The sequence below is a fragment of the Neobacillus oceani genome, assembly GCF_046237595.1.
In the GTDB taxonomy this organism is placed as follows: domain Bacteria; phylum Bacillota; class Bacilli; order Bacillales; family Cytobacillaceae; genus Bacillus_D; species Bacillus_D oceani.
This window is the reverse complement of the sequence record NZ_CP143543.1, coordinates 3320502-3346528: the sequence shown is the minus strand read 5'-3', so window position 1 is coordinate 3346528 and position 26027 is coordinate 3320502. Positions and strand designations below refer to the sequence as shown.

General features: G+C 48.9%; 18 protein-coding genes, 22 tRNA genes and 3 rRNA genes. 37 read left to right on the top strand and 6 right to left on the bottom strand.

The window, feature by feature from the left end; genetic code table 11:
• Positions 1-27: 27 nt before the first annotated feature.
• From V1499_RS16965 to V1499_RS16950, 4 genes are all read left to right on the top strand, one after another.
• Positions 28-801 (top strand): 2-phosphosulfolactate phosphatase, encoded by a 774-nt coding sequence (locus V1499_RS16965; protein WP_409271021.1) that lies wholly within the window; start codon positions 28-30, stop codon positions 799-801.
• Between the two features lie 45 nt (positions 802-846).
• Positions 847-1275 carry a ferritin-like domain-containing protein gene (locus V1499_RS16960; RefSeq protein ID WP_409271020.1) on the top strand — a complete coding sequence of 143 codons (429 nt, stop codon included), beginning with the start codon at positions 847-849 and terminating at the stop codon, positions 1273-1275.
• A 201-nt stretch (positions 1276-1476) separates the two neighbouring features.
• On the top strand, positions 1477-2889 hold the full coding sequence (locus tag V1499_RS16955; RefSeq protein WP_409271019.1) for a DEAD/DEAH box helicase: 1413 nt from the start codon (positions 1477-1479) through the stop codon (positions 2887-2889).
• A 77-nt stretch (positions 2890-2966) separates the two neighbouring features.
• A complete protein-coding gene (locus V1499_RS16950; RefSeq protein ID WP_409271018.1) occupies positions 2967-3569 on the top strand; it encodes a DedA family protein in 603 nt (200 codons plus the stop codon).
• 42 nt (positions 3570-3611) lie between these two features.
• Here the strand turns inward: V1499_RS16950 and V1499_RS16945 are convergent, their stop codons facing one another.
• The 3 genes from V1499_RS16945 to V1499_RS16935 form a co-directional block, all read right to left on the bottom strand.
• Entirely contained in the window at positions 3612-4172 is a 561-nt protein-coding gene (locus tag V1499_RS16945) for an isochorismatase family protein (protein ID WP_409271017.1), read from the bottom strand.
• A 453-nt stretch (positions 4173-4625) separates the two neighbouring features.
• The gene (locus V1499_RS16940; protein ID WP_409271016.1) at positions 4626-4955 is read right to left on the bottom strand and encodes a lipopolysaccharide assembly LapA domain-containing protein; all 330 of its coding nucleotides are present in this window, start codon (positions 4953-4955) and stop codon (positions 4626-4628) included.
• A 110-nt stretch (positions 4956-5065) separates the two neighbouring features.
• Positions 5066-5138 (bottom strand) — tRNA-Ala (locus tag V1499_RS16935).
• A 178-nt stretch (positions 5139-5316) separates the two neighbouring features.
• On the opposite strand from V1499_RS16935, the gene V1499_RS16930 reads away from it, so the two are divergent.
• Positions 5317-5538 carry a hypothetical protein gene (locus V1499_RS16930; RefSeq protein ID WP_409271015.1) on the top strand — a complete coding sequence of 74 codons (222 nt, stop codon included), beginning with the start codon at positions 5317-5319 and terminating at the stop codon, positions 5536-5538.
• Between the two features lie 35 nt (positions 5539-5573).
• Here the strand turns inward: V1499_RS16930 and V1499_RS16925 are convergent, their stop codons facing one another.
• The gene (locus V1499_RS16925; RefSeq protein ID WP_409271014.1) at positions 5574-6266 is read right to left on the bottom strand and encodes an MgtC/SapB family protein; all 693 of its coding nucleotides are present in this window, start codon (positions 6264-6266) and stop codon (positions 5574-5576) included.
• 119 nt (positions 6267-6385) lie between these two features.
• Here V1499_RS16925 and V1499_RS16920 point away from each other — a divergent pair, with 119 nt between their 5' ends.
• From V1499_RS16920 to V1499_RS16790, 27 genes are all read left to right on the top strand, one after another.
• Positions 6386-7285 (top strand): DMT family transporter, encoded by a 900-nt coding sequence (locus tag V1499_RS16920; RefSeq protein WP_409271013.1) that lies wholly within the window; start codon positions 6386-6388, stop codon positions 7283-7285.
• 401 nt (positions 7286-7686) lie between these two features.
• Positions 7687-9238 (top strand): 16S ribosomal RNA (locus V1499_RS16915).
• A 232-nt stretch (positions 9239-9470) separates the two neighbouring features.
• Positions 9471-12403, top strand: a 23S ribosomal RNA gene (locus tag V1499_RS16910).
• Positions 12404-12642: 239 nt separating this feature from the next.
• A 5S ribosomal RNA gene (gene rrf, locus V1499_RS16905) occupies positions 12643-12758 on the top strand.
• Together the 16S, 23S and 5S rRNA genes with 21 tRNA genes alongside form the textbook arrangement of a ribosomal RNA operon.
• 9 nt (positions 12759-12767) lie before the next feature.
• Positions 12768-12843: transfer RNA gene (locus V1499_RS16900), tRNA-Val, on the top strand.
• Positions 12844-12866: 23 nt separating this feature from the next.
• Positions 12867-12942 (top strand) — tRNA-Thr (locus tag V1499_RS16895).
• A 134-nt stretch (positions 12943-13076) separates the two neighbouring features.
• Positions 13077-13152, top strand: a tRNA-Lys gene (locus tag V1499_RS16890).
• 9 nt (positions 13153-13161) lie between these two features.
• Positions 13162-13243, top strand: a tRNA-Leu gene (locus V1499_RS16885).
• A 10-nt stretch (positions 13244-13253) separates the two neighbouring features.
• A tRNA-Gly gene (locus V1499_RS16880) sits at positions 13254-13328 on the top strand.
• Between the two features lie 6 nt (positions 13329-13334).
• A tRNA-Leu gene (locus V1499_RS16875) sits at positions 13335-13423 on the top strand.
• Between the two features lie 11 nt (positions 13424-13434).
• Positions 13435-13511, top strand: a tRNA-Arg gene (locus V1499_RS16870).
• Positions 13512-13520: 9 nt separating this feature from the next.
• Positions 13521-13597 (top strand) — tRNA-Pro (locus V1499_RS16865).
• A gap of 11 nt (positions 13598-13608) precedes the next feature.
• Positions 13609-13684: transfer RNA gene (locus tag V1499_RS16860), tRNA-Ala, on the top strand.
• Between the two features lie 24 nt (positions 13685-13708).
• Positions 13709-13785: transfer RNA gene (locus V1499_RS16855), tRNA-Met, on the top strand.
• A 58-nt stretch (positions 13786-13843) separates the two neighbouring features.
• Positions 13844-13917 (top strand) — tRNA-Ile (locus V1499_RS16850).
• 21 nt (positions 13918-13938) lie between these two features.
• Positions 13939-14031, top strand: a tRNA-Ser gene (locus V1499_RS16845).
• A gap of 98 nt (positions 14032-14129) precedes the next feature.
• Positions 14130-14203: transfer RNA gene (locus tag V1499_RS16840), tRNA-Met, on the top strand.
• A gap of 3 nt (positions 14204-14206) precedes the next feature.
• Positions 14207-14283 (top strand) — tRNA-Asp (locus V1499_RS16835).
• Between the two features lie 9 nt (positions 14284-14292).
• Positions 14293-14368 (top strand) — tRNA-Phe (locus V1499_RS16830).
• 20 nt (positions 14369-14388) lie between these two features.
• Positions 14389-14464: transfer RNA gene (locus V1499_RS16825), tRNA-His, on the top strand.
• Between the two features lie 13 nt (positions 14465-14477).
• A tRNA-Gly gene (locus tag V1499_RS16820) sits at positions 14478-14551 on the top strand.
• A 5-nt stretch (positions 14552-14556) separates the two neighbouring features.
• Positions 14557-14633 (top strand) — tRNA-Ile (locus tag V1499_RS16815).
• A 159-nt stretch (positions 14634-14792) separates the two neighbouring features.
• Positions 14793-14867, top strand: a tRNA-Asn gene (locus V1499_RS16810).
• Positions 14868-14871: 4 nt separating this feature from the next.
• Positions 14872-14962, top strand: a tRNA-Ser gene (locus tag V1499_RS16805).
• A gap of 5 nt (positions 14963-14967) precedes the next feature.
• Positions 14968-15039: transfer RNA gene (locus tag V1499_RS16800), tRNA-Glu, on the top strand.
• Positions 15040-15857: 818 nt separating this feature from the next.
• Entirely contained in the window at positions 15858-17003 is a 1146-nt protein-coding gene (locus V1499_RS16795) for a glucose-1-phosphate adenylyltransferase (RefSeq protein WP_409271012.1), read from the top strand.
• A gap of 21 nt (positions 17004-17024) precedes the next feature.
• Positions 17025-18077 carry a sugar phosphate nucleotidyltransferase gene (locus tag V1499_RS16790; RefSeq protein WP_409271011.1) on the top strand — a complete coding sequence of 351 codons (1053 nt, stop codon included), beginning with the start codon at positions 17025-17027 and terminating at the stop codon, positions 18075-18077.
• An 81-nt stretch (positions 18078-18158) separates the two neighbouring features.
• On the opposite strand, the gene V1499_RS16785 is transcribed toward V1499_RS16790, so the two are convergent.
• Entirely contained in the window at positions 18159-18917 is a 759-nt protein-coding gene (locus V1499_RS16785; RefSeq protein ID WP_409271010.1) for a TraR/DksA C4-type zinc finger protein, read from the bottom strand.
• 245 nt (positions 18918-19162) lie between these two features.
• Between V1499_RS16785 and V1499_RS16780 the strand changes: the two genes are divergently transcribed.
• Positions 19163-19708, top strand: a complete 546-nt coding sequence (locus V1499_RS16780) for a GNAT family N-acetyltransferase (protein WP_409276325.1) — start codon at positions 19163-19165, stop codon at positions 19706-19708.
• A 75-nt stretch (positions 19709-19783) separates the two neighbouring features.
• On the opposite strand, the gene V1499_RS16775 is transcribed toward V1499_RS16780, so the two are convergent.
• Positions 19784-20719: a 1,4-dihydroxy-2-naphthoate polyprenyltransferase gene (locus V1499_RS16775; RefSeq protein WP_409271009.1), complete on the bottom strand. Its 936-nt coding sequence runs from the start codon at positions 20717-20719 to the stop codon at positions 19784-19786.
• A gap of 420 nt (positions 20720-21139) precedes the next feature.
• Between V1499_RS16775 and V1499_RS16770 the strand changes: the two genes are divergently transcribed.
• From V1499_RS16770 to menB, 4 genes are read left to right on the top strand one after another with little or no spacing between them, the layout of a single operon-like run.
• Positions 21140-22546, top strand: coding sequence for an isochorismate synthase MenF (locus V1499_RS16770; RefSeq protein ID WP_409271008.1), 1407 nt, complete (start codon positions 21140-21142; stop codon positions 22544-22546).
• A complete protein-coding gene (gene menD / locus V1499_RS16765; protein ID WP_409271007.1) occupies positions 22543-24294 on the top strand; it encodes a 2-succinyl-5-enolpyruvyl-6-hydroxy-3-cyclohexene-1-carboxylic-acid synthase in 1752 nt (583 codons plus the stop codon). The genes V1499_RS16770 and menD overlap by 4 nt, the downstream gene beginning before the upstream one ends.
• A complete protein-coding gene (menH, locus tag V1499_RS16760; RefSeq protein ID WP_409271006.1) occupies positions 24291-25100 on the top strand; it encodes a 2-succinyl-6-hydroxy-2,4-cyclohexadiene-1-carboxylate synthase in 810 nt (269 codons plus the stop codon). The genes menD and menH overlap by 4 nt, the downstream gene beginning before the upstream one ends.
• A 14-nt stretch (positions 25101-25114) precedes the next feature.
• Positions 25115-25933: a 1,4-dihydroxy-2-naphthoyl-CoA synthase gene (menB, locus tag V1499_RS16755; RefSeq protein WP_409271005.1), complete on the top strand. Its 819-nt coding sequence runs from the start codon at positions 25115-25117 to the stop codon at positions 25931-25933.
• The last annotated feature ends 94 nt before the right edge of the window (positions 25934-26027 follow it).

Here is a 26027-nt window from a genome sequence, read left to right as displayed (position 1 = left end):
ATCCGGAAAAAGAAAGGAAGTGGGGATATGTTTACCCAGGCGTCATATCCGGTCAAGGTTGAATGGGGGAGAAGGGGAGCCAGGGAAGCGGCACAGCGTGGTGATATCGTCATTGTTGTCGATGTCCTTAGCTTCTCATCAACAGTTGCAACCGCATTGCGCGCAGGGTGCGACATTTACCCGTACCCTCCCCATCTCGATGGTAAGGCATACGCTGTGCAAATTGGCGGGGAATACATACTTGGCAGGTCGGAAGCAGCCAAGCTTGGAAAGGCGACACTGTCACCGATTTCCTTTACTCCTTCGCATAAAGGGAAGAAATTCGTTCTCACTTCCTTGAACGGGGCATTCTGCACTTGGATTGCGGACATGGTACCTGCTTTGCTTATTGGCTCACTCCTCAATGCCGATGCAGCAGCCATGGCCGCAAATAAAATCCGGGAGCAAATCAAAGCGGATATCACCGTCATCCCATGCGGAGAGCAGTGGAATGCGCCAGAAGAAAACGAAGACACCCTCCGGCCCTCAATCGAGGATTACCTTGGTGCCGGGGCAATCCTGTCACTGCTTGAAGGGGAAAAATCACCTGAAGCAGAAGTCTGCATTGGTGCGTTTCAATCAGCAAAGGACAGATTAAGCGATCTTATATGGGACTGCGGTAGCGGAAGGGAGCTGCGCGCAAAAGGCTTCGAAGCGGATGTCATCTATTGCAGCCGGCTTAACGCGTTTTCAACTGTCCCGCTCCTAGCCGGGCATAACTTTATCCATGCTCATGAAAAATACAATTTTCTCAATGAATAAGATCCCCACCTATTCCGAACCCTATTGGAAAAAGGAGGCCGCACCATGGAAAAAGAAACGGTCATCAAGGAATTGAACGCTTTTTTAAAAGGGCAGTATATGGGCATCCGAGCGTATGAGCACCTAATCGAAAGGCTCGAGGACCCGGAAATTAAAAAGGTTTTTCAAGGCTTTCAACAGGACCATCGGCTGCACGCGGCAATTATTGCTGAGCGCATCCAGGACCTCGGCGGAGTTCCGGAAAACAACGAGGGACTTGCCGGAAAAATCCAGGGTTTCATGAGTGAAATGATGATGCCCAAAGACACCGAAGGAATCGTCAAACTCGCTTTAAAAGGCGAAGATGTGTACGGAATCAAGCTTTCAGAGGAGATCGTCAAAGGGGACCTCGACCCAGAAAGCAAAAAAATGGTTGAAGGTATAATCGATACTGACCGGAAACATGCAGCCATCCTCGATACACTTGTCCACTAACACCGAAAGCCGCTTTTTCTCGTATAAGGGAAGCGGCTTTTTTTACTTTGCAATCCAGACGACTCTAGACGGGCGCTCACCTTTCCACAGTGCCCGGTTTTTTTGGGATCTCCTACGCTAAAGGCGGATTTTTATTTGCTTTTTTACCGGAAAACAAGGAAAATCAAAACTATATGATTTTGAAAGAAAGCAGGGATTTTATTGCCTGATTTTATAGAGCTTGGAATATCTATAGAAATGGCGGGGATTTTGAAGGAGAACGGAATCGCCGTACCCACCCCAATCCAGAAGCAGGCGATCCCGGTCGTGCTGGATGAGAGAGACATCATCGCCCAGGCGCAGACCGGAACGGGGAAGACCCTTGCCTTCGTCTTGCCCATTATCGGAAAAATCGACACGGATGCAGACCGCATCCAGGCGCTCATTGTTACGCCGACAAGGGAGCTCGCGCTGCAAATTACCGCTGAACTTGAAAAGCTTGTCGCATCGATGGATGTAAGTGTTCTGGCTGTTTACGGCGGCCAGGATGTAGACAAACAGCTTAAAAAGCTCCAAAAGCGGGTACATATTGTCGTTGGGACGCCTGGAAGGCTGCTCGACCATATTCGCAGGGAAACGGTCCGCCTTGGTGAAATTTCGTTTCTTGTCCTCGATGAAGCAGACCAGATGCTCCATATCGGGTTTCTTAACGAGGTGGAGGCCATCATCAGGGAAACGCCAGCCAACAGGCAGACGATGCTTTTTTCGGCAACGATGCCGGAAGATGTACGGAAGCTGGCGAAAAAACATATGAGGGAGCCTGAGTATATCCAGGTTGAAAAAACACAAGGTCCTGCTGAAACTGTCAACCAGCTGGCTGTCGAAACGACTGACCGCGGCAAGCAGGGGGCGATAATGGAACTCGTCCGGACACACCGGCCGTTCATGGCGGTTATTTTTTGCCGGACAAAACGGCGGGTCGGCAGGCTGCATGAAGTGCTGAAAGCGAATGGCTTTTCATGCGAGGAACTGCATGGCGACCTCTCCCAGTCCAAGCGGGAACAAGTGATGAAACGGTTCCGCGATGCTGAATACCAGCTGCTCATCGCCACGGATGTCGCCGCAAGGGGCCTTGATGTAGAGGGCGTGACGCATGTTTTCAATTATGACATCCCCGAGGACTCCGAAAGCTATGTCCACCGGATTGGCAGGACCGGACGCGCCGGGACAAAAGGGCTTGCAATTACCTTGTTCACTGCCGCTGACCGGCCAAAGCTGAACGAAATCGAAAAGGAATTGAACATCCGGATCAAGAAGGAAAACATGGAAGGCCCTAAAGATAAATCACCTACTGATAAAACTGCTCCAAGGCACGGTAATGGTAAAAAGTCTACTGGTAAGGGCAATCAGAGAACCAGTCAAAGGACAAAGGAATCCAAACCTCACGGTACATCAGGGCGCGTTCATAAAACTGGCCAAGAACGGAAAATGGCTACTTCCGATAGTAAAAAGCAGCCGTCCAACCGCGGAAAACAAAAAGCGGCCTCTGGTAAAACCGATCGGGGCAGAATGGCAGGGGCAAAGCAAACATCAAGCCGCCAAACCCGAACCCAAACTCGCGGAAAAAGAAAATAGAGAGAAGGAAGCTCTGAATACCCTGCAAAATCGTACTTGCAGGGTGAATACAATACAAAACATCTTGGGAGTGCAAAATGGAAAACTGGATTATATCTTTTATGAATGAATATGGCTACATAGGGATTTTTCTTTTAATAGCCCTCGAAAATATATTTCCTCCGATACCATCCGAGGTGATTCTCACTTTCGCGGGCTTTATGACGACAACCTCAAGCCTGACAGTCACAGGAGCAGTGGTGGTTTCAACCCTCGGCTCTGTCGCGGGTGCCGCAGTCCTTTACGGTGTCGGCAGGCTGCTTGACGTGGAAAGGCTGGAACGAATTGTCGACCGCTGGGGGAAAATCCTCCGCCTATCGAGAAAAGACCTTCACAAGGCGGACGACTGGTTCCGCCGCCATGGAGTATGGACGGTGTTCTTCTGCAGGCTTGTCCCGCTCGTCAGGAGCCTGATCTCAATTCCCGCCGGAATGGCGAGGATGAAATTCCCTTTGTTCCTCCTTTTGACAACAGCCGGAACATTGATTTGGAATACGATTCTCGTAAACGCAGGCGCTTTACTCGGCGCTTCCTGGGAAAATGTCGCTGCGTTTATGGATAATTTCTCGAAAGTGGTATATGTACTGCTCGCAGGCGCGGCCCTGTACGTCGGAGCGAAGTTTATTAAAAAGCGCGCGTAATTCAAATAAAAGGGTTCCTGCCGTTTCAACGGCAGGAACCCTTTACTTTTTAAACTCCGCGTGGCGGTGGGTAAAAATATCCTCATCTGAATAGCGGACGAGGATGAAAGTTTCGATATTGTCCAATCCGTGAAGCGTGCCATTGTGGTGGGCGATAATCTCCTTTGCGCCAAGCACCTTGTTCGCCGTCGTCGAATGTCCATCTGCCACAAGAGTCACGTCGTAGCCGAGTGTCGTCGCGCGTCGGCAAGTTGTATCCACCCCATATTCGGTTTTGCAGCCCATAATCACGAGATGCCGGATATCAAGTGTTTGCAAGTAATCATGAAGCGTCGTGAGATGAAACGCATCCGCAGCTTTTTTCGTAATGGTGATATCATCCCTTGTAGGAGAAATATGGGGATGGACCTGGGATTCAATTGAAATCGGCGATGCGACTTCCGTATCCATCATGAAAATGATCGGAACGCCTTCGGAACGCGCTTTGTCGACCACCTTCTTCATTGTATCGAGAAGGTTCTCTTTTTCAAATACAGGCCCAAACTTCGGGCCTTCAATAATGCCAACCTGCGCGTCTATTACAAGCAGGGCCGTATTTCCCACTCTACCGTCCCCCCTCTTTTTTGAAAAAACAAACTATTGCCGGATAAAACCCGACAATAGTTTGTTTCCTTTCACGCTAGATTGTAAACATTTTTCCCCGTCAAAATTTAAGCTGTCCCCAATCGGAATACCCTAGATCCTCAAGATCTGATTCCAGCTTCATCTATCAGCGGTAACTTTGGCTTAAAAGAAATAGCGCGATCAAGAGGGAGTGTACTCGAAAAAAAACAAAAAAGCATGAGGCCGAGATGAAAGGTTCAGTTATAATGTAGGAACTTACCAAAACAAGCCAACTTAATTTTCCGAGAAGAACCTGGAACCAGAAAAATATAAAAGGGTAAAGGAACTTTTTGAGGAATGAAACGGGAAGCCGCTAAATTTTTGTGGTCAAATGTATTCGGATGACATTCGATGTTCATAATAAAAAATCAAACCCTTGCGCCGGCAAGGGTTTTAATTCGTTCTTTCTACACTGTTGTATAAATTTTTCCGCTCATCAGGCTCGGCGGCATCTTTTTCGGCAAGATGTGACCTGACCGAGAGTTCATCCCGTTCTTTGCGTACTTTCCTCAGTTCCTTTTTTAAAGCCATTATCCGACGTGTTCCAACTGCACCCATAATGACCACTCCCGCGAGCACTGAACCCAGTATGACAAGGATCAACGGCCAGTGTGCGATTCCAAAGAAATAATCCACTTCTACGGGCTCAACATTCATGACTGCAAAAACGGCGATGACCACGGCGAAAAGAATAGCCAGCAGCAAACTCCATTGCGTTTTCAAAACAGCAACCTCCCAGGTTTCGAATCCATTACCTTAAAGATACCCAAAAGGAAAAGGCAAAAAACAAAATAAAAAAGAACCTTTGCCCGAAAAGCAAAGGTTCTTTTTTATGGAGACTATCGGGATCGAACCGACGACCTCTTGCATGCCATGCAAGCGCTCTCCCAGCTGAGCTAAGCCCCCGTGTTGTAAGTCTGTGTTTTGTTTGAAAAACAGCTACAACAAAGATTATAGCCACCTTCGCAAAAGTTTGCAAGAGAAAAATTACTTTTTTGTGATATAATTTTTTGGAGCCTGTTTGGATGGGTAGGCAACCTCATACCGGGCATGTATTTATATCGTATTTTAAGGAGGCTTCCTTTTGAATAACATCCTGTTTTATATCCTGATTATCCTTATGCTAACGACAATCGGCTGTTTTGTACTCGGTTATCATAACGCCGGCTATTTGGTTGGCTTCATTTTTGCCGGGTTTTCCATGTCGGTAGGCCTGGTCTACTCCGTCAAAAACCGGAAATACACACACCAATACTGGCATGACGATTATGTCCAGCGCAGACAAAAGACAAAGGAAAAGGAATAGGAAACGGGCGGCAATTTGCCGCCCGTCTGTTCCATTTAGCTAATGCTTTCAATCTCAACCCTCTGTACTCCCTCATATTTGGAAATCAAATTATAAACATCTGTAGTCTTTAATTTTGAATTAACAGCTATGTGCAAAAAAATGTGATGGTTCCCATCACTTAGGTCCTTGATCCGCAGTTTCCTCAATATATACTTTTGCTCATTAATATAATCAACGACAGAATCAACCTGTTCCCGGTCCGCGACATGGAGTTGCAGGAGGATTTCCTTTTCCCTCAATTGCTTCGGGCCGATCAGCTTCATAATAAAAGGCACGAACTCGACACTGAATATAATGAGCGCGACCCCAGCAAATGACTCAAGATAAAATCCCGCACCTACCGCAATCCCTATACCGGCCGCTCCCCATATCATCGCGGCAGTCGTTAGCCCAGAAATACTGTCATTTCCTCTCCGCAAAATTACCCCAGCTCCAAGGAAACCGATTCCGGATACAATCTGGGCTGCGAGGCGAAGGGGATCCATTGTAATATTTACCATGCCAGGATGGGCTTTGTAGGCTGATTCAACGGAAACAATGGTCAATAGACAGCTGACAATGCAGATTACCAAGCTTGTCTTTAGGCCAACCGGCTTCCGTTTCAACTCACGCTCGAGCCCGATAACCAATCCTAGGACAGCCGATATCCCCAATTTCAAAAAGATCTCTGTCTCAAACGCTGCCATATCCTCTCCCCCGTCCATTAAAACATTCAATTGCCAGTAATAATATAATAGAATTATGCACAGAATCCATGTAAAATACATTACATTGTACATAATTTAAACACATCGAAGGAGTCTTTATGAAACCACTAATCAACCCCTACCTGGCTTTGGCGGTCGGCGTTATCACCGTTTCCGCTTCAGCAATCTTTGTAAAGTTTAGCGCGTCATCCGCTGGAGTAATAGCATTTTACCGGCTTTTCTTTTCCGTTATCTTTATGCTGCCGCTTTTCCTTGCAAAATTTACGCCCGAACTAAAAAACATAACGAAAAGGGATTGGATCTTTACAATAGTAGCAGGCGTATTGCTTGCTTTTCACTTTATCCTCTGGTTTGAATCTTTAAACTACACATCAGTAGCCAGCTCTACTGTGCTCGTTACTCTCCAGCCGCTTTTCGCATTTTTGGGCACTTATTTATTTTTTAAAGAAAAAGTAACAATCGCCGCAATCACGAGCGGAATCATCGCGATTGCGGGAAGCTTCATCATTAGTTGGGGAGACTTCCGGGTTAGCGGCTCTGCTTTGTTTGGCGATATTCTTGCCCTCATCGCCTGTGCCTTCATAACGGGCTATCTCCTATTCGGACAAACAGTCAGGCAAAGGGTCTCATTAATAACATATACATTTTTGGTTTATCTGGTAAGTTCCATTACGTTATTCTTTTATGTATTGGGAACGGGTGAATCATTCATACCAAAGCAGGATAGTGACTGGGTCCATTTCATTCTGCTCGCGCTGCTTCCTACTCTTCTCGGCCACAGCTTGTTTAACTGGGTTGTAAAATGGATAAGCACCTCGGTGATTTCGATGGCGATTTTGTTCGAACCGATAGGGGCGGCTATCCTTGCCTATTTCCTTCTTGGTGAATCCGTCATGTGGTCACAGGTTGTTGGTGGCGGAGTTGTAATCGCTGGTATCGGTTTATTTATTATCAGTGAGAGAAGATTAAAAATGGGAGAGCCTCAGGCCCAGCGGTAGAGGAGAGGATCCATAATCAAATGTGGAAAACGTCCTCTGAGGTCTTTTGGTAAAAAGTATGGACGGAAGTTTCGAGGTCATAAGTAAATGAACTGCGTACCTCATACTTCCCGTCCATATGTTTTTCATTTGGGTAAAAAAGATTTAAAAATTATATTGCAAACATTTTTAGTCCGTGTTATATTAAGTATCGTCCTCTTCGGGCCATTGGTTAATAAGCTTCCGGCGGTAAAATAAACCGGTTGACACGAGCGAAAAGGATATGATATATTAACTGAGTCGCTATCGTGGCAATAGGAAAATTGTTCCTTGAAAACTAAACAAACAAGCGTCAACAAACAATAATATAGTGATCTTCGGATCACTAGCCAACGTAACTTTATGAGCTAAACTCATACTCTTTTTTGGAGAGTTTGATCCTGGCTCAGGACGAACGCTGGCGGCGTGCCTAATACATGCAAGTCGAGCGGAAGTTTCAAAAGCTTGCTTTTGGAACTTTAGCGGCGGACGGGTGAGTAACACGTGGGCAACCTGCCTGTAAGACTGGGATAACTTCGGGAAACCGGAGCTAATACCGGATAATCCTTTCCAACTCATGTTGGGAAGCTGAAAGACGGTTTCGGCTGTCACTTACAGATGGGCCCGCGGCGCATTAGCTAGTTGGTGGGGTAATGGCCCACCAAGGCGACGATGCGTAGCCGACCTGAGAGGGTGATCGGCCACACTGGGACTGAGACACGGCCCAGACTCCTACGGGAGGCAGCAGTAGGGAATCTTCCGCAATGGACGAAAGTCTGACGGAGCAACGCCGCGTGAGCGAAGAAGGCCTTCGGGTCGTAAAGCTCTGTTGTCAGGGAAGAACAAGTACCGGAGTAACTGCCGGTACCTTGACGGTACCTGACCAGAAAGCCACGGCTAACTACGTGCCAGCAGCCGCGGTAATACGTAGGTGGCAAGCGTTGTCCGGAATTATTGGGCGTAAAGCGCGCGCAGGCGGCCTCTTAAGTCTGATGTGAAAGCCCACGGCTCAACCGTGGAGGGTCATTGGAAACTGGGGGGCTTGAGTGCAGAAGAGGAGAGCGGAATTCCACGTGTAGCGGTGAAATGCGTAGAGATGTGGAGGAACACCAGTGGCGAAGGCGGCTCTCTGGTCTGTAACTGACGCTGAGGCGCGAAAGCGTGGGGAGCGAACAGGATTAGATACCCTGGTAGTCCACGCCGTAAACGATGAGTGCTAAGTGTTAGAGGGTTTCCGCCCTTTAGTGCTGCAGCAAACGCATTAAGCACTCCGCCTGGGGAGTACGGCCGCAAGGCTGAAACTCAAAGGAATTGACGGGGGCCCGCACAAGCGGTGGAGCATGTGGTTTAATTCGAAGCAACGCGAAGAACCTTACCAGGTCTTGACATCCTCTGACACTCCTGGAGACAGGACGTTCCCCTTCGGGGGACAGAGTGACAGGTGGTGCATGGTTGTCGTCAGCTCGTGTCGTGAGATGTTGGGTTAAGTCCCGCAACGAGCGCAACCCTTGATCTTAGTTGCCAGCATTCAGTTGGGCACTCTAAGGTGACTGCCGGTGACAAACCGGAGGAAGGTGGGGATGACGTCAAATCATCATGCCCCTTATGACCTGGGCTACACACGTGCTACAATGGATGGTACAAAGGGCAGCGAAGCCGCGAGGTGGAGCCAATCCCATAAAACCATTCTCAGTTCGGATTGCAGGCTGCAACTCGCCTGCATGAAGCCGGAATCGCTAGTAATCGCGGATCAGCATGCCGCGGTGAATACGTTCCCGGGCCTTGTACACACCGCCCGTCACACCACGGGAGTTTGTAACACCCGAAGTCGGTGGGGTAACCGTAAGGAGCCAGCCGCCTAAGGTGGGACAGATGACTGGGGTGAAGTCGTAACAAGGTAGCCGTATCGGAAGGTGCGGCTGGATCACCTCCTTTCTAAGGATATTGCCTTTAAGGCAATCGGAACTCAGTCCTTCGGGACTGTGATGTTGGCCGCTTGTTTGTTTAGTTTTGAGGGAGCAATCCTTCAAAGCTTTTTTTGACTCTGCCCTTTCGGGCAAAGTTTGTTCCTTGAAAACTGGATAATGTTAAGAAGAAGTAACCAAGAAGAACCGAGTGATCGCCATTTTAGTTTTCTCTCTGGTAAACAGAGTGGAATGACCTTTTAGGTTAAGTTAGAAAGGGCGCACGGTGGATGCCTTGGCACTAGGAGCCGATGAAGGACGGGACTAACACCGATATGCTCCGGGGAGCTGTAAGTGAGCTTTGATCCGGAGATTTCCGAATGGGGAAACCCGCCATCCGTAATGGGGTGGCATCTTTACCTGAATCCATAGGGTATTGAAGGCAGACCCGGGGAACTGAAACATCTAAGTACCCGGAGGAAGAGAAAGCAAACGCGATTCCCCAAGTAGCGGCGAGCGAAACGGGACATAGCCCAAACCGGAAGGCTTGCCTTCCGGGGTTGTAGGACACTCTACATGGAGTTACAAAGGAACGGGGTAGGCGAAGAGGCCTGGAAAGGCCTGCCGGAGAAGGTAAAAGCCCTGTAGCTGAAACTTCGTTCCCTCCTGAGTGGATCCTGAGTACGGCCGGACACGTGAAATCCGGTCGGAATCCGGGAGGACCATCTCCCAAGGCTAAATACTCCCTAGTGACCGATAGTGAACCAGTACCGTGAGGGAAAGGTGAAAAGCACCCCGGAAGGGGAGTGAAAGAGATCCTGAAACCGTGTGCCTACAAGTAGTCAGAGCCCGTTCATGGGTGATGGCGTGCCTTTTGTAGAATGAACCGGCGAGTTACGGTCCCATGCAAGGTTAAGCCGAAGAGGCGGAGCCGCAGCGAAAGCGAGTCTGAATAGGGCGAATGAGTATGTGGCCGTAGACCCGAAACCAGGTGATCTACCCATGTCCAGGTTGAAGTCCAGGTAACACTGGATGGAGGACCGAACCCACGTACGTTGAAAAGTGCGGGGATGAGGTGTGGGTAGCGGTGAAATTCCAATCGAACCTGGAGATAGCTGGTTCTCTCCGAAATAGCTTTAGGGCTAGCCTCACGTTGTAAGAGTCTTGGAGGTAGAGCACTGTTTGGACTAGGGGCCCCCATCGGGTTACCGAATTCAGACAAACTCCGAATGCCAAAGACTTATCCGTGGGAGTCAGACTGCGAGTGATAAGATCCGTAGTCAAGAGGGAAACAGCCCAGACCACCAGCTAAGGTCCCAAAGTATACGTTAAGTGGAAAAGGATGTGGAGTTGCTTAGACAACCAGGATGTTGGCTTAGAAGCAGCCACCATTTAAAGAGTGCGTAATAGCTCACTGGTCGAGTGACTCTGCGCCGAAAATGTACCGGGGCTAAACGTATCACCGAAGCTGTGGATTGACATCTTCGATGTCAGTGGTAGGAGAGCGTTCCAAGGGCGTTGAAGCAGGACCGGAAGGACCTGTGGAGCGCTTGGAAGTGAGAATGCCGGTATGAGTAGCGAAAGATGGGTGAGAATCCCATCCACCGAATGCCTAAGGTTTCCTGAGGAAGGCTCGTCCGCTCAGGGTTAGTCGGGACCTAAGCCGAGGCCGAAAGGCGTAGGCGATGGACAACAGGTTGATATTCCTGTACCACCTCTTCATCGTTTGAGCAATGGGGGGACGCAGGAGGATAGGGTAAGCGCACTGTCGGATATGTGCGTCTAAGCAGTTAGGCTGGAAAGCAGGCAAATCCGCTTTCCGTGACGGCTGAGCTGTGACAGCGAGGGAAATTTAGTACCGAAGTTCCTGATTCCACACTGCCAAGAAAAGCCTCTAGCGAGATGAAAGGTGCCCGTACCGCAAACCGACACAGGTAGGCGAGGAGAGAATCCTAAGGTGAGCGAGAGAACTCTCGTTAAGGAACTCGGCAAAATGACCCCGTAACTTCGGGAGAAGGGGTGCTCTTTAGGGTTCATAGCCCTGAAGAGCCGCAGTGAATAGGCCCAGGCGACTGTTTAGCAAAAACACAGGTCTCTGCGAAGCCGCAAGGCGAAGTATAGGGGCTGACGCCTGCCCGGTGCTGGAAGGTTAAGAGGAGGGGTTAGCGCAAGCGAAGCTCTGAATCGAAGCCCCAGTAAACGGCGGCCGTAACTATAACGGTCCTAAGGTAGCGAAATTCCTTGTCGGGTAAGTTCCGACCCGCACGAAAGGCGTAACGATCTGGGCACTGTCTCAACGAGAGACTCGGTGAAATTATAGTACCTGTGAAGATGCAGGTTACCCGCGACAGGACGGAAAGACCCCGTGGAGCTTTACTGCAGCCTGATATTGAATTTTGGTACAGCTTGTACAGGATAGGTAGGAGCCTGTGAAGCCGGAGCGCCAGCTTCGGTGGAGGCGTCGGTGGGATACTACCCTGGCTGTATTGAAATTCTAACCCGCACCCATGATCTGGGTGGGAGACAGTGTCAGGCGGGCAGTTTGACTGGGGCGGTCGCCTCCCAAAATGTAACGGAGGCGCCCAAAGGTTCCCTCAGAATGGTTGGAAATCATTCGCAGAGTGTAAAGGCACAAGGGAGCTTGACTGCGAGACCTACAAGTCGAGCAGGGACGAAAGTCGGGCTTAGTGATCCGGTGGTTCCGCATGGAAGGGCCATCGCTCAACGGATAAAAGCTACCCCGGGGATAACAGGCTTATCTCCCCCAAGAGTCCACATCGACGGGGAGGTTTGGCACCTCGATGTCGGCTCATCGCATCCTGGGGCTGTAGTCGGTCCCAAGGGTTGGGCTGTTCGCCCATTAAAGCGGTACGCGAGCTGGGTTCAGAACGTCGTGAGACAGTTCGGTCCCTATCCGTCGTGGGCGCAGGAAATTTGAGAGGAGCTGTCCTTAGTACGAGAGGACCGGGATGGACGCACCGCTGGTGTACCAGTTGTCTTGCCAAAGGCATCGCTGGGTAGCTATGTGCGGACGGGATAAGTGCTGAAAGCATCTAAGCATGAAGCCCCCCTCAAGATGAGATTTCCCATTCGTAAGAAGTAAGATCCCTGAAAGATGATCAGGTTGATAGGTCAGAGGTGGAAGCACGGCGACGTGTGGAGCTGACTGATACTAATCGATCGAGGACTTAACCAAATAGAAAAGCGGAGGCGACTGGTCAGCCTCGACAAGCGCTGGAAGGCCGGTAATTGAAGTCGTTCTTTGACTTCGATGGACGGACTGAAGCGACCTCGAGAGGCTAGGAGCCGCAGCTGGACAATAAGATTACCGTGTTCTTCTGAACTTCTTCTGAAAATTATCCAGTTTTGAGGGAATGAAATTTCCACTTGAAAAAACCTGAAAAGGTATTATAATAAAGTATGTCTGATTCAATGTCTGGCAGTTATGGCGAGAAGGCCACACCCGTTCCCATACCGAACACGGAAGTTAAGCTTCTCAGCGCCGATGGTAGTTGGGGCCTCGCCCCTGTGAGAGTAGGACGCTGCCGGGCATAAATGATGGAGGATTAGCTCAGCTGGGAGAGCATCTGCCTTACAAGCAGAGGGTCGGCGGTTCGATCCCGTCATCCTCCACCATATATTTAAATATCATTCATTATGCCGGTTTAGCTCAATTGGTAGAGCAACTGACTTGTAATCAGTAGGTTGGGGGTTCAAGTCCTCTAGCCGGCACCATTTTTGAGCCATTAGCTCAGTCGGTAGAGCAACGAGCAAAGCTTCATGCTTAAGCTGCGAGTTGTGGAGTAGAACGAAAGTTCTGCGGAGCATCTGACTGAAGTTAATATATATTTAGGGAGCATTCCCTGTACGAGCCATTAGCTCAGTTGGTAGAGCATCTGACTTTTAATCAGAGGGTCGAAGGTTCGAGTCCTTCATGGCTCACCATTTTCATATGCGGGTGTGGCGGAATTGGCAGACGCACTAGACTTAGGATCTAGCGCCGCGAGGCGTGGGGGTTCGACTCCCTTCACCCGCATTATTATCTTGCGGAAGTAGTTCAGTGGTAGAACACCACCTTGCCAAGGTGGGGGTCGCGGGTTCGAATCCCGTCTTCCGCTCCAGATTTAGCCGGGGTGGCGGAACTGGCAGACGCACAGGACTTAAAATCCTGCGGTAGGTGACTACCGTACCGGTTCGATTCCGGTCCTCGGCACCATTTAAAATTATGCGCCCGTAGCTCAATTGGATAGAGCGTCTGACTACGGATCAGAAGGTTATGGGTTCGACTCCTTTCGGGCGCGCCATATAGATTTCGGGAAGTAGCTCAGCTTGGTAGAGCACTTGGTTTGGGACCAAGGGGTCGCAGGTTCGAATCCTGTCTTCCCGACCATTTTTGAAAAAGGGGCCTTAGCTCAGCTGGGAGAGCGCCTGCTTTGCACGCAGGAGGTCAGCGGTTCGATCCCGCTAGGCTCCACCATTCATAAAATCACTTATATATTTTGGCGGTGTAGCTCAGCTGGCTAGAGCGTACGGTTCATACCCGTAAGGTCGGGGGTTCGATCCCCTCCGCCGCTACCAAAATTTTGTGCTTGACCAGACAGTTCAGAGCCGGATTCTTATAGTGATTGTATAATATGGACCTTTAGCTCAGCTGGTTAGAGCAGACGGCTCATAACCGTCCGGTCGTAGGTTCGAGTCCTACAAGGTCCATCAGATATTTTTATAATAAATGGAGGAATACCCAAGTCTGGCTGAAGGGATCGGTCTTGAAAACCGACAGGCGGGTTAAACCGCGCGGGGGTTCGAATCCCTCTTCCTCCGCCATTTATTTTTTATCCTCACGGGGTGGCATCGATCAAGCTGCGAGTTGTAGGAGAGTCAGCTCACTTAGAGCATGGCGCAACTTAATATCTTTTTATCGTCGCGGGGTGGAGCAGTTCGGTAGCTCGTCGGGCTCATAACCCGAAGGTCGCAGGTTCAAATCCTGCCCCCGCAATATGGTCTGGTAGTTCAGTTGGTTAGAATGCCTGCCTGTCACGCAGGAGGTCGCGGGTTCGAGTCCCGTCCAGACCGCCATTTTTTTATGGCTCAGTAGCTCAGTCGGTAGAGCAAAGGACTGAAAATCCTTGTGTCGGCGGTTCGATTCCGTCCTGAGCCACCATTATCAACCTTTTGGTAATGGCGGTTGTGGCGAAGTGGTTAACGCACCAGATTGTGGCTCTGGCACTCGGGGGTTCGATTCCCCTCAATCGCCCCATTTATTTTAATACGCGGGTGTAGTTTAATGGTAAAACTCCAGCCTTCCAAGCTGATGTCGTGGGTTCGATTCCCATCACCCGCTCCATATATGGGCCTATAGCTCAGCTGGTTAGAGCGCACGCCTGATAAGCGTGAGGTCGATGGTTCGAGTCCATTTAGGCCCACCATATTTTTATTTAGAATTATTATTCCGCAGTAGCTCAGTGGTAGAGACGAGCATCACACCTATGAATAAGCTGCGAGTTGTACACGCCGAGCCGCTTCTTGCGGATCTTTCTGAGGCGGGGACACAAAATACTATATAGGCGTATGGATATACTTATTATTCCGCAGTAGCTCAGTGGTAGAGCAATCGGCTGTTAACCGATCGGTCGTAGGTTCGAGTCCTACCTGCGGAGCCATTATGGGGAAGTACTCAAGAGGCTGAAGAGGCGCCCCTGCTAAGGGCGTAGGTCGGGTGACCGGCGCGAGGGTTCAAATCCCTCCTTCTCCGCCATATATGGCCCCTTGGTCAAGCGGTTAAGACACCGCCCTTTCACGGCGGTAACACGGGTTCGAATCCCGTAGGGGTCATAAAACTAGAAAGAGCAGCAGGCATTTTGCCAGCTGCTCTTTTTCGCATGTTCTTCTACTTCCTATATATATCCCATTGTACAGTGATGTATTGAGATCTTCATGGTGTGTGATCCCTTACTAGCTCCAATCAATTCCTATATATCTTTTCCCTATTTCAAAAAGTGGATTTTTGATGCAAATTCTCCTCTTTAAAAGTTTCAGAAAAGTTTTAAAACTTTTTGAGAAAACAGGTTATTCTTTTGAAAAAATAGGGTATAAGAAAGAATACTTTAAAATAAACTGAAAAATTTCTTCATTCTTCTCTTGTTTCCCTGAGTTGCTCTCCTTTTTTCCTCTATAGTTGGCAACTTTACATAACTTTTGCCTTTGGCGATTATACACTTCCCTGCCATAATTTTTTCGAGTTGACGGGCGGGTTTTTATCTTTTTATGAAGGAAAAATTGTCCGGTACGGAAGGATAGGGTGGAATTTCCGGGATTAATGGGAGATTCACTAATTTTTTGTCAATAAAGCGAAGAATTTTTGTCAAGGTATTGAGGCCGATAAAGAGAATTATTGTTAAAAAAAAGAATATCCATTTCAAAGGGATTTCAATGTTCAACAGCATGCAGTGGGCATGCTACTCCTTTTGAAAGTATGGACAAAGGCAGTAAAAGCTATTTGTTTTTACCTAAATAAGGGCTTTAATGGGAGAGCAAAGGGGTTCCAATCTTTCCAGTAAAATGCCGGGCAATTCAGACAAGGCCTCGACAGGATGGTTTTCATTCTTCGCTAGGGCTTTTGTTTTTGCCCAGAAAAGAGAGGAGCAGCCAAAATGGCAAAGAAAAGATGTGTGGCAATGCTGTTGGCGGGGGGGCAGGGCAGCAGGCTGAAAATGTTGACACGGAGTATCGCTAAGCCCGCAGTTCCGTTTGGCGGGAAATACAGGATTATCGATTTCACCTTAAGCAATTGCGCGAATTCAGGTATCGATACTGTCGGGGTTCTGACCCAATACCAGCCGATGGTGTTGAATTCATACATTGGAATCGGAAGCGCGTGGGATTTGGACAGGAAGGACGGAGGGGTAACGGTCCTGCCGCCTTTCAGCGAATCCTCCGAAGTGAAATGGTATACGGGAACCGCCTGCGCCGTTTACCAGAACCTGAATTACCTTAAGCAGTATGATCCGAAGTATGTCCTTATTTTATCTGGCGACCATATTTACAAGATGAATTATGAACATATGCTCCAGTACCACATTGAAAAAGGCGCCGATGCCACGATTTCGGTTATTGAGGTGCCTTGGGGGGATGCCAGCCGTTTTGGCATTATGAATACCGGCTCGGATATGAGAATCATAGAATTCGAGGAAAAGCCGGACGTTCCCAAAAGCAATCTCGCCTCAATGGGGATTTATATATTCAGCTGGGATGTGCTGAAAGAAAGCCTTGAAGCTGATTACGTAAATGCTGGCTCGAGCCATGATTTTGGTAAAGATGTCATTCCTCGGCTCGTTGAGGAGGGGAAGAGGCTTGTCGCCTATCCTTTTTCCGGGTACTGGAAGGATGTTGGGACGCTCGAAAGCTTTTGGGAGGCCAATATGGATTTGCTCGATGATACTTGCGGGCTTGATTTATTCGATAACGATTGGCGGATTTATTCAGTAAATCCAAATCATCCACCACAGTTCATTTCAAGTGATGCAATGGTTGTGCATTCACTGGTCAACGAAGGGTGTACCGTTGAGGGGGATATTGAACGCTCCGTTGTTTTCCAGGGGGTAACAATTGAAAAAGGGGCCGTCGTCAAGGATTCTGTCATCATGCCGGATTCCATAATCGGCAAAAACACGTTCATTGAAAGGGCGATTGTCCCTTGTGATATGGAAATTCCTGAGGGTACGGTTATTCGCCCGGAAAACGGGGAAGTTGTACTCGTTAATGATGAAATGATTAAACAGAGAGATTTAGCTACTTAATTTATCGAAGGAGGGGCAGAAATGAAAAAACAATTATTAGGAGTAATCGATGCAGCCACTTATCATGAAGACCTGCAAGAACTGCTGCCACACAGGCCGGTTGCCGCTCTGCCTTTTGCAGGTAGATACCGCCTGATTGACTTTGTCCTTTCCAGCATGGTGAATTCAGGAATCAGCAGTGTTGCAATATTTCCGAAGTCTGGTTATAGATCATTAATGGACCATCTTGGTTCGGGAAAGAATTGGGACTTAAACAGGAAGAGGGACGGTTTGTTCCTTTTCCCGGCTTCTCCATCAGATGCGGATAGAGAGTCCGGAATCGGCTGCTTTTCGCACTATGCCGAAAATCTTGATTTCTTTTATAGGAGCTCTCAGGAGTACACCTTGATTTCTAATTCATTCACCGTCATCAATACGGACTTCACCAGCCTATTGGATAAGCATATTGAGTGCGGATGCGATTTGACAGAGGTATATAAGAACGGACGGCCCCTTGATATTTATCTTCTTAAAACTTCGCTTCTTATTGATTTGGTCGAGAATCGGGCCGAAACCGGGTATACATGCATCAAAGATGTTTTTGAAGATTTGTCCAGCCCTTATAGCGTGTGCAGATATGAATATGAAGGCTATGCGAAAAGGGTGGAAACGATCCAGGGGTATTATAAAACGAGCATGGAACTGCTCGATGCACGTGTGTGGAGTACATTGTTCAAAAGGTCACAGCCGATCTTTACAAAAGTGAAGGATGAGCCGCCATCCCGTTATTATCCGGAGTCGTCGGTGAAAAGGAGCCTTATCGCCAATGGCTGCCAGCTGAAAGGGAAAATTGAAAATAGCATCATTTCAAGGGGAGGGACAATCGGGAAAGGCTCGATTATCCGGAACAGTGTAATTATGCAAAAGTGCCAGATTGGCGAAAGTTGCGTCCTGGATTGCGTAATCCTTGATAAAGATGTTTCGGTTGAATCTGGTACTGTCCTGATTGGGACTCCCGCGAATCCAATTGTCATTGGCAAGGGCTCTTACGTGGAAAATGCGAACTTGCCGGCGAAGTCACTTATGATTTTATAAGAAATCCGTGAATCGGCCACAGATTTTATAAAAATAGCCAGCTCCATAATTTCTAGGAGCTGGCTTTTTGGTTTGTATTGTTTATTTCTTTTTATCGTCTACATAACTGTCCTTCCGGTGGAAATGGACGTCCCCCATCTGCGAGTCAAGGCCTTTCCTGTCCAGTAAATTCTCCAAATCCTTCAACTTTTCATTGTTCGAATTGTACTTCCGGTTTCCGCCTTCCATATCGTTTGAAACAAATTCCTCAATGTCCTCGGGTGGAGCTTCTTCATTGATGCCGTTTCTGTATAGCTCCTCATAGCTGTCGTAATCGCCGACAAGATCCGAGGGCCCCTCGGATGTCCCGTAGCGTGCTACTTCTTCAAAGGAGTCGTTTGTATCGATGACTCCGCCTTCACTTCTTCCTCTGAAGGAATTCGGCAACGATGGGTCGAGGATATCCTCTTCAACAGGCCTGTCATTGGCGACGGTCCGCTCAGGAGTATGCTCGACGCAGTAGAGGGTGGAAGGTACGGCCTCCAAACGCTCGTATGGGATGTCTTTCCCGCATTCCCGGCAGACGCCGTAGGAGCCATCTTCTATTGCCGCGAGGGCTTCTTTAACCTTTCCGAGCTGTGAGTCGGCGTGGCCGTCCAGGGCGAAGTTCTTTTCCCTTTCAAAAAGCTCGGTTCCAAGGTCGGCGGGATGATTGTCATAGGAAGACAGTTCCCCGACCGTTTCGGTTTCGCCCTTGTCCCGATCTCCGTAGCCGTCCTTCATTTCCAGCTGCTGCTCCAGGGCCTTTTCTTCGTCCTTCAATAAATATTTCAATGAGTTTAATTGACTAGTGGTTAACATAGTTTATTCACATCCGTTTCCTTGCGAATTATCCTTTCTGTACTAAATTCCTTCCCCTTACGCCATGAGGCGAAACATTGTGCAAAGGATGGGGGATGAGAAGGATAGTATGGTTTGTGGGCCAATTTTTTTTAAAAAAAGAAAGCGGCCTTGTATGAATGCCAACAGGTGTATCGAGGGATTCATGCGTATGTTAGACTTGAAACCATAGAAGGCAAAGGGAAAGGGAGAGGCGCGGTATGGGAATATTGGTTACAAATGGAGCGCTTGTGATACGGAAGCTGCAAAAAGGGGATGCTAGCCTATTGGCAAAATGGCTTTCCGACCCGGCTGTCCTGGAGTATTATGAAGGCCGGGATAACCCGTTCGATTTGGCAAAGGTGCTAGACGTATTTTACCAGCCGGATGATGTTGAAATGAAATGCATTGTGGAGTATGAAGGAAAGGCGATCGGGTATATTCAGTATTACGGGCTTGGTGTGGAGACAAGAAGAGTTTATGGATATGGGGACGAGAATATTTTTGGAATGGATCAATTCATTGGGGAAAGTTCGTATTGGAATCGGGGCATTGGCACGGTCCTCGTTTCTGCGATGGCGGATTATTTGACCCGCGAGAAAAATGCGGATCGGGTCGTGATGGATCCCCAGGCCGGAAATGCCCGGGCGCTAAGGTGCTACGAAAAATGCGGGTTTAAAAAGGTCAGGCTTTTGCCAAAACACGAGCTGCATGAAGGGGTACACCGAGATTGCTGGCTGATTGAATATAGAAAAGCGCAAGCGCCCGTTTAGCGCCGTATGGACCTGTGGAGCTGCACAAATATTATCCGTTCTTAAAATATAAAAAAGCTCCCGCCGAAGCGGAAGCTAGATGAAATGGCCGATGAAGAGGCCAATGGATAGAAGGAATCCGAATATGGTGTTCGTCTGGGCAGTCGATTTCATTGCGGGCATCATCTGGATTGGGACTTTGCCAGCCTTGAAGCCTTTGATTGCATTTATGGCTTTCGGGGCGCTCAGGATGACGATTGCCGCCCATGGCGATGCGATGCCAAGCCCAATCATAATTATGACGAGAACGTAAGCGGCGATGAACATCGCTGCGAGGAAATGAATCGCGTTTTCCCTGCCAAGCAGGATTGCGAGTGTTTTCCTGCCGAATTCCTTGTCGCCATCATGGTCCCTGATGTTGTTGGCAAGCAGGATGGCGCCGACCAGGATGGAGACCGGAATGGAAACATAGACGCTTGTCGCCGTTACATATCCTGTTTGGATAAAGAATGAGATCAGGATGATTAGGCAGCCCATGAAGAAGCCGGCAAAGAGTTCGCCAAACGGGGTGTATGCAATCGGATATGGGCCTCCTGTATACAGGTAGCCCGCGAGCATGGACACGCTTCCGATGACGGCGATCCACCAGCTTGTTTCCATGCAAATATAGATGCCAAGCAGGACGGATATGCCGTAAAGGACAAGGGCAAGCTGCATGACAGTCCTTGGCTTGATCCCATCACGGACGATGGCGCCTCCTATGCCGACGGAATGCTCGTTGTCGAGGCCGCGTTTGAAATCATAGTATTCGTTGAACATATTTGTAGCCGCCTGGATGAGCAGGCAGGCGATCAGCATGGCAAAAAAGAGACCGAAATGAATTTTTCCTTCTTGGAGCGCAAGCGCGGTACCGAGGAATACCGGTACGAATGCCGCTGTCAATGTATGCGGCCTTGTCAATTGCCACCAGGCACGGAATCCTTGGTTCGATTCGGGAATATGGGGGGTGCCGGTCTGTACGTGTGGCTGCATGAAGAACACTCCCTTATGCTTTATTCAAATTTGTATTCTATTAAACTTATTCAAAAAACCACCAATCTTTAGTGTATGGAATTGCCAGGAGCCTGTCAATCACTTTTTCCTGGCAAATGGAAACATTCAGGTGGGGGTTCCTGCTGCCATGAAAATACATGTTTTTGTAATTTAAAGGTGAAGTTTTGGCCTGTTGAGAGCGGGATAAAAAGGGAAATGGCTTACTTTTGGCGGGGAATGGAAATTTCCAATGGTTTGCAGGTGGCGCTTGTCGAGCTTTGACGCAGAATGCGTTATAATAAGGAATGGAACCGGTTGGTTGTGACAAGTGTTATTGACACTCCAGCGGACAGAGTATATCCTAAATGGGGTTTAAGTTGAATGGATAACAGCTTTGGATGCTGTGTTGGAGGGAATTTTGTGGTTACCATTCATGAAACGGAACTGAAAGAAGCAATCCTTCTTGGTATTGAAAAAGCAAGGGAGCAAGGCAGGCCATTCCTTGTAAGCGAAGTGCAAAAGGTTGGCACGCTTGAAGCCCTTTCTTTTTTTGATAGCGGCAGAACGGATTTTTTTGGCGAGCGATTTTACTGGAGGGACCCGGATGGCGGGTTTTCCATTGCCGGGCTGGGCATTGCCGCGCAATTAAGCTCCGATCTTGGCAATGGCCGGTTTTCATATATTGGACGCAGCTGGAACGAGCTTATCCAGGGCGGGATCGTCGTAAATCCTTTTAAACAGGCTGGCCTTGGCCCTGTCATGTTTGGCGGCTTTTCCTTCGATCCGCTAAAGCACAAAACGGCGCTTTGGTCCAAATACCCTGACGCCCTTTTTCACATTCCACGGTTTATGGTGACCTTCGCCGGCGGGGAAGCGTTTTTGACAACGAATGTCGTTTGTACGAAGCATGACGGCGTCTCGCTGTTCAACAAGGTAGCTCGCGAAAGGGAATCTTTGCTCAGGAATTTTGCTGCCCGGACAAACGTGGAGGTACCGCATCTCTATGAAATTGAGGAAATCGGGGCAAGCGAGTGGAAAGAGACTGTTACGGAAGCAGTAAAACAGCTACAGGAAGGCCCTCTTAAGAAAGTTGTCCTTGCAAGGGAGCTGCGCCTTCATTTCGATAAAGAGGTTGAAAGCGGCCCTATCCTAAGGAAGCTGGAGCAGGAACAAAAGACAAGCTTTATTTTTTCGTTTGAATCCAGCGGGGACAGCTTCATAGGGGCCTCACCCGAGCGGCTTATAAAGAAGCGTGGCCATACGGTAAGGTCCGCCTGCCTTGCGGGGTCGATACCGCGCGGAAAAAACGCGGAAGAAGATACAATTCTTGGCAACTTGTTGTTGTCGGATGAAAAAAACCTCAAGGAACATCAATATGTGGTCGACATGATTCGGGATGCAATGGAAGAGACGTGTGAACGGGTAGATATTCCGGAACGGCCACAATTGATGAAGGTCCGTGATATCCAGCATTTGTATACACCCGTTGAAGGAATTGCCAAGGATTCGGCAAGCCTTCTTGATATAGTTGAAAAGCTTCATCCAACGCCGGCGCTCGGGGGACTTCCAAAAGAAGCGGCGGTTGAGAAAATCCGTGAATTGGAAACATTGGACCGGGGTTTTTACGCGGCGCCGATTGGCTGGATGGATTACGCAGGCAACGGGGAATTTGCGGTTGCAATCCGCTCGGGCCTCATCCAGGGAAAGGAAGCGTCACTATTTGCCGGCTGCGGAGTAGTCGCGAATTCAGACGCGGAGAGTGAATATCTTGAAACCAGGCTGAAATTCAGGCCGATGCTTTCAGCTCTTGGAGGAATAAAGGAATGAGCCATCAAAGTGCATTGACAGCTTATATCGCCGCTTTTGTGGCGGAGCTTGTCCATACCGGAATAAAAGATGTGGTAGTAAGCCCGGGATCCCGCTCCACGCCAATGGCGATGGTCATGGCGGAGCACCCGGGATTGAATTTGCATGTCCATGTTGATGAACGCTCGGCGGCTTTTTTCGCGCTCGGGATTGCCAAGTCGAGTGGAAGGCCCGCGGTGCTGTTATGTACGTCCGGTACAGCCGCAGCCAACTATTTCCCTGCGATTGTAGAGGCCCGTTATTCACGCGTGCCTCTTCTTGTACTGACGGCGGACAGGCCCCATGAACTGAGGGACGTCGGCGCGCCGCAGGCAATCGACCAAATCGATTTGTATGGGAAGCATGTAAAATGGTTTACTGAAATGGCATTGCCCGAGGAGTCGGCGGATATGCTGCGCTATGCGCGAATGGTGTGCGGGCGTGCGGCGGCTGTCGCGCTTCAAGCGCCGGCTGGCCCGGTCCACCTGAATTTCCCTTTCCGTGAACCGTTAATCCCTGACCTTGAAAATGAACGGCTTTTTGAACTTGCCGAAAGGGCGGAAGGATTTGTTTCCGTCACCCAGGGACAACGCTCATTGGATCAGGAAGGGTTGAAAAGGATTGCCGCGGAGCTGGGCATGTATGAAAAAGGGATAATTGTGTGCGGCCAGATGGACAATATTGCTTTTTCTGAAAAGGTTGAACAGCTTGCGGAAGCGCTTGGCTATCCTGTCCTTGCCGACCCGCTCTCCCAGCTTAGGAGCGGGAGCAATTCAGGAAAGTGGATTGTTGACGCCTATGATTCATTCCTTCGTTTCGAGGATGTGAAACAGCAGCTCAAGCCGGAAGTGGTGATTCGTTTTGGCGCAATGCCGGTTTCAAAGGCACTGACGGTTTTTCTAAAAGAAAACCGTGGCGCCAGGCAATTTGTTGTTGACGGCGGAGGAGGATGGCTCGATCCGCATGCCCTTTCCACAGAAATGGTTTATTGTGACGAAGCCCTGTTCTGCGAGGGACTCCTTTCTTTTATAAAAAAGAAGCAGACGGCCAATTTTGCCGGCAAGTGGCTAAGGCTGAATTCTATCGCAAAAGAAGCAATGGATGCAGGCATGGACAGGGAAGAGATGAATGAGAGCCTTATTTACCGGGAGCTTCCAGAACTGCTTCCTGAAGGTTCATCGCTTTTTGTCGGAAACAGCATGCCGATCCGCGACCTCGACAGCTTTTTCTGGCTGAATGATAAAAAAATCAATGTAATGGCAAACAGGGGAGCGAATGGAATCGATGGGGTTGTGTCCACTGCTCTCGGGGCATCGCTTTATGGAGGCCAAATGTATCTGGTGCTGGGCGACTTAACGTTTTTCCATGATTTGAACGGCCTTTTGCCAGCCAAATTGTACAACCTTGATATGACTGTCATAGTGATTAACAACAATGGAGGCGGAATCTTCTCGTTCCTTCCTCAGGCAGGGCAGGCGAGGAATTTTGAGCGCCTCTTCGGTACCCCGCTGGACCTTGATTTTTCCCATGTTGTTAACATGTATGGAGGAAACTTTACCCGCGTACATGACTGGACATCCTACAGGGATGCAATTTTATCAGCGAATAACACGCCAGGCTTAAAGGTTATTGAGGTTGTGACTGATAGGGCAGAAAACGCCGCGGACCATAGAAGATTATGGGCAGCGGTTTCCCGGGAAATAGCAAGGCTTGGAGCAGGGGAAGAATGAACATAAAACTTGAAGGCGCAACTTTTCATGTGGAAACGTGCGGGAAGGGTGCACCGCTTTTGCTCCTCCACGGCTTTACAGGAAACAGCAGAACATGGCTGCCTTTTTGCGAGACGTTTGGACGCCATTCCTTCTTGATTTGCCCTGATCTGCCCGGACACGGAAAAACAGTTGTGGAAGGCGGTCCCGGCTCTTTCAGCATCGAGTCGGCAGCTCGCGCCCTAAAGGAAATTCTTGACGTCCTTGAAATTGAAAAGGCAGATGTGCTTGGCTATTCGATGGGAGGGCGCCTTGCCCTGTCTTTTGCGTTAACCTATCCGAACCGGGTTGGTAAGCTCATTCTTGAAAGCGCATCGCCGGGACTCAAAAGCGAAGAGGAGCGGCAAGCCCGGCGCATGAAAGACCATGAACTGGCCAATTTTATAAAAGAGCGGGGGATTGGGCCTTTTGTCGATTATTGGGAGAGCATCCCTCTTTTCAAATCGCTTCAGGCTATGCCCGGCCCGGTAAAAGAAGCGGTACGTAAGCAGCGTTTGGAAAATTCACCTGATGGTCTCTCCAATTCTTTGATCGGAATGGGAACCGGGGCCCAGCCATCCTATTGGGAAAGGCTATGTGAACTTGAAGCTGAGGTACTCCTTTTGGCAGGGGAGCTTGACGAAAAGTTCTGCGGGATTGCGGGCAGGATGTCGAAGTCCATCAAATCGTCAAAAGTTGTTATCGTCGAAGGTGCGGGACATGCAATTCATGTGGAGAATCCGGAAAAGTTTGGTACAATAGTTAGTGGGTTTTTGACACATACATAAAGGAGGTTTTATTTTTGACAGTAGAATGGGTTGCAGAACGCAAATACGAAGAAATTCTATATGAAACTTATAATGGCATTGCCAAAATCACCATTAATCGTCCCGAAGTGCACAATGCATTTACTCCTAGAACGGTTATGGAAATGATCGATGCTTTTGCTTATGCAAGGGATGATTCAAATATTGGGGTCATTATCCTGACAGGTGCTGGAGATAAGGCATTCTGTTCCGGTGGGGATCAGAAGGTACGCGGCCACGGCGGTTATGTGGGAGAGGATGAAATTCCGCGCCTGAATGTCCTTGACCTTCAGCGATTGATTCGAGTTATTCCAAAACCAGTTATCGCAATGGTAAAAGGCTATTCAATCGGAGGCGGAAATGTACTCCAGGTTGTTTGTGACCTGACAATTGCAGCGGACAACTCTATTTTTGGACAGACTGGCCCGAAAGTCGGCAGCTTTGACGCTGGCTATGGTTCCGGTTATCTTGCGAGGATTGTCGGCCATAAGAAAGCCCGCGAAATTTGGTATCTATGCCGCCAGTACAATGCCCAGGAAGCTCTTGACATGGGACTTGTAAACACTGTCGTGCCGCTTGATAAAGTTGAGGAAGAAACCATTAAATGGTGTGAAGAAATCCTTGAAAAGAGCCCGACGGCGATTCGCTTTCTGAAAGCCGCGATGAACGCGGATACAGACGGTCTTGCAGGCCTCCAGCAATTCGCAGGGGATGCAACACTTCTTTATTACACAACCGACGAAGCGAAAGAAGGCCGCGATTCCTTTAAAGAGAAGCGCAAGCCTGACTTCGGCCAGTTCCCGAGGTTCCCATAAACCGGAGACATGCCGGACTTATATTTCAATGTAAATGAACACAATCTGCAGCTTGATGGGAATCCCATCAGGCTGTTTTACTATAGTAGGTGAA

Excerpts from the sequence above, each read along its gene's own strand:
- V1499_RS16965 (WP_409271021.1), top strand. The coding sequence starts at position 28 with ATGTTTACCCAGGCGTCATATCCGGTCAAGGTTGAATGGGGGAGAAGG.
- V1499_RS16925 (WP_409271014.1), bottom strand. The coding sequence starts at position 6,266 with ATGGCAGCGTTTGAGACAGAGATCTTTTTGAAATTGGGGATATCGGCT.
- V1499_RS16950 (WP_409271018.1), top strand. The coding sequence starts at position 2,967 with ATGGAAAACTGGATTATATCTTTTATGAATGAATATGGCTACATAGGG.
- menD (WP_409271007.1), top strand. The coding sequence starts at position 22,543 with ATGAGCCATCAAAGTGCATTGACAGCTTATATCGCCGCTTTTGTGGCG.
- V1499_RS16795 (WP_409271012.1), top strand. The coding sequence starts at position 15,858 with ATGGCAAAGAAAAGATGTGTGGCAATGCTGTTGGCGGGGGGGCAGGGC.
- V1499_RS16960 (WP_409271020.1), top strand. The coding sequence starts at position 847 with ATGGAAAAAGAAACGGTCATCAAGGAATTGAACGCTTTTTTAAAAGGG.
- V1499_RS16785 (WP_409271010.1), bottom strand. The coding sequence starts at position 18,917 with ATGTTAACCACTAGTCAATTAAACTCATTGAAATATTTATTGAAGGAC.
- V1499_RS16790 (WP_409271011.1), top strand. The coding sequence starts at position 17,025 with ATGAAAAAACAATTATTAGGAGTAATCGATGCAGCCACTTATCATGAA.
- menH (WP_409271006.1), top strand. The coding sequence starts at position 24,291 with ATGAACATAAAACTTGAAGGCGCAACTTTTCATGTGGAAACGTGCGGG.
- V1499_RS16775 (WP_409271009.1), bottom strand. The coding sequence starts at position 20,719 with ATGCAGCCACACGTACAGACCGGCACCCCCCATATTCCCGAATCGAAC.
- V1499_RS16920 (WP_409271013.1), top strand. The coding sequence starts at position 6,386 with ATGAAACCACTAATCAACCCCTACCTGGCTTTGGCGGTCGGCGTTATC.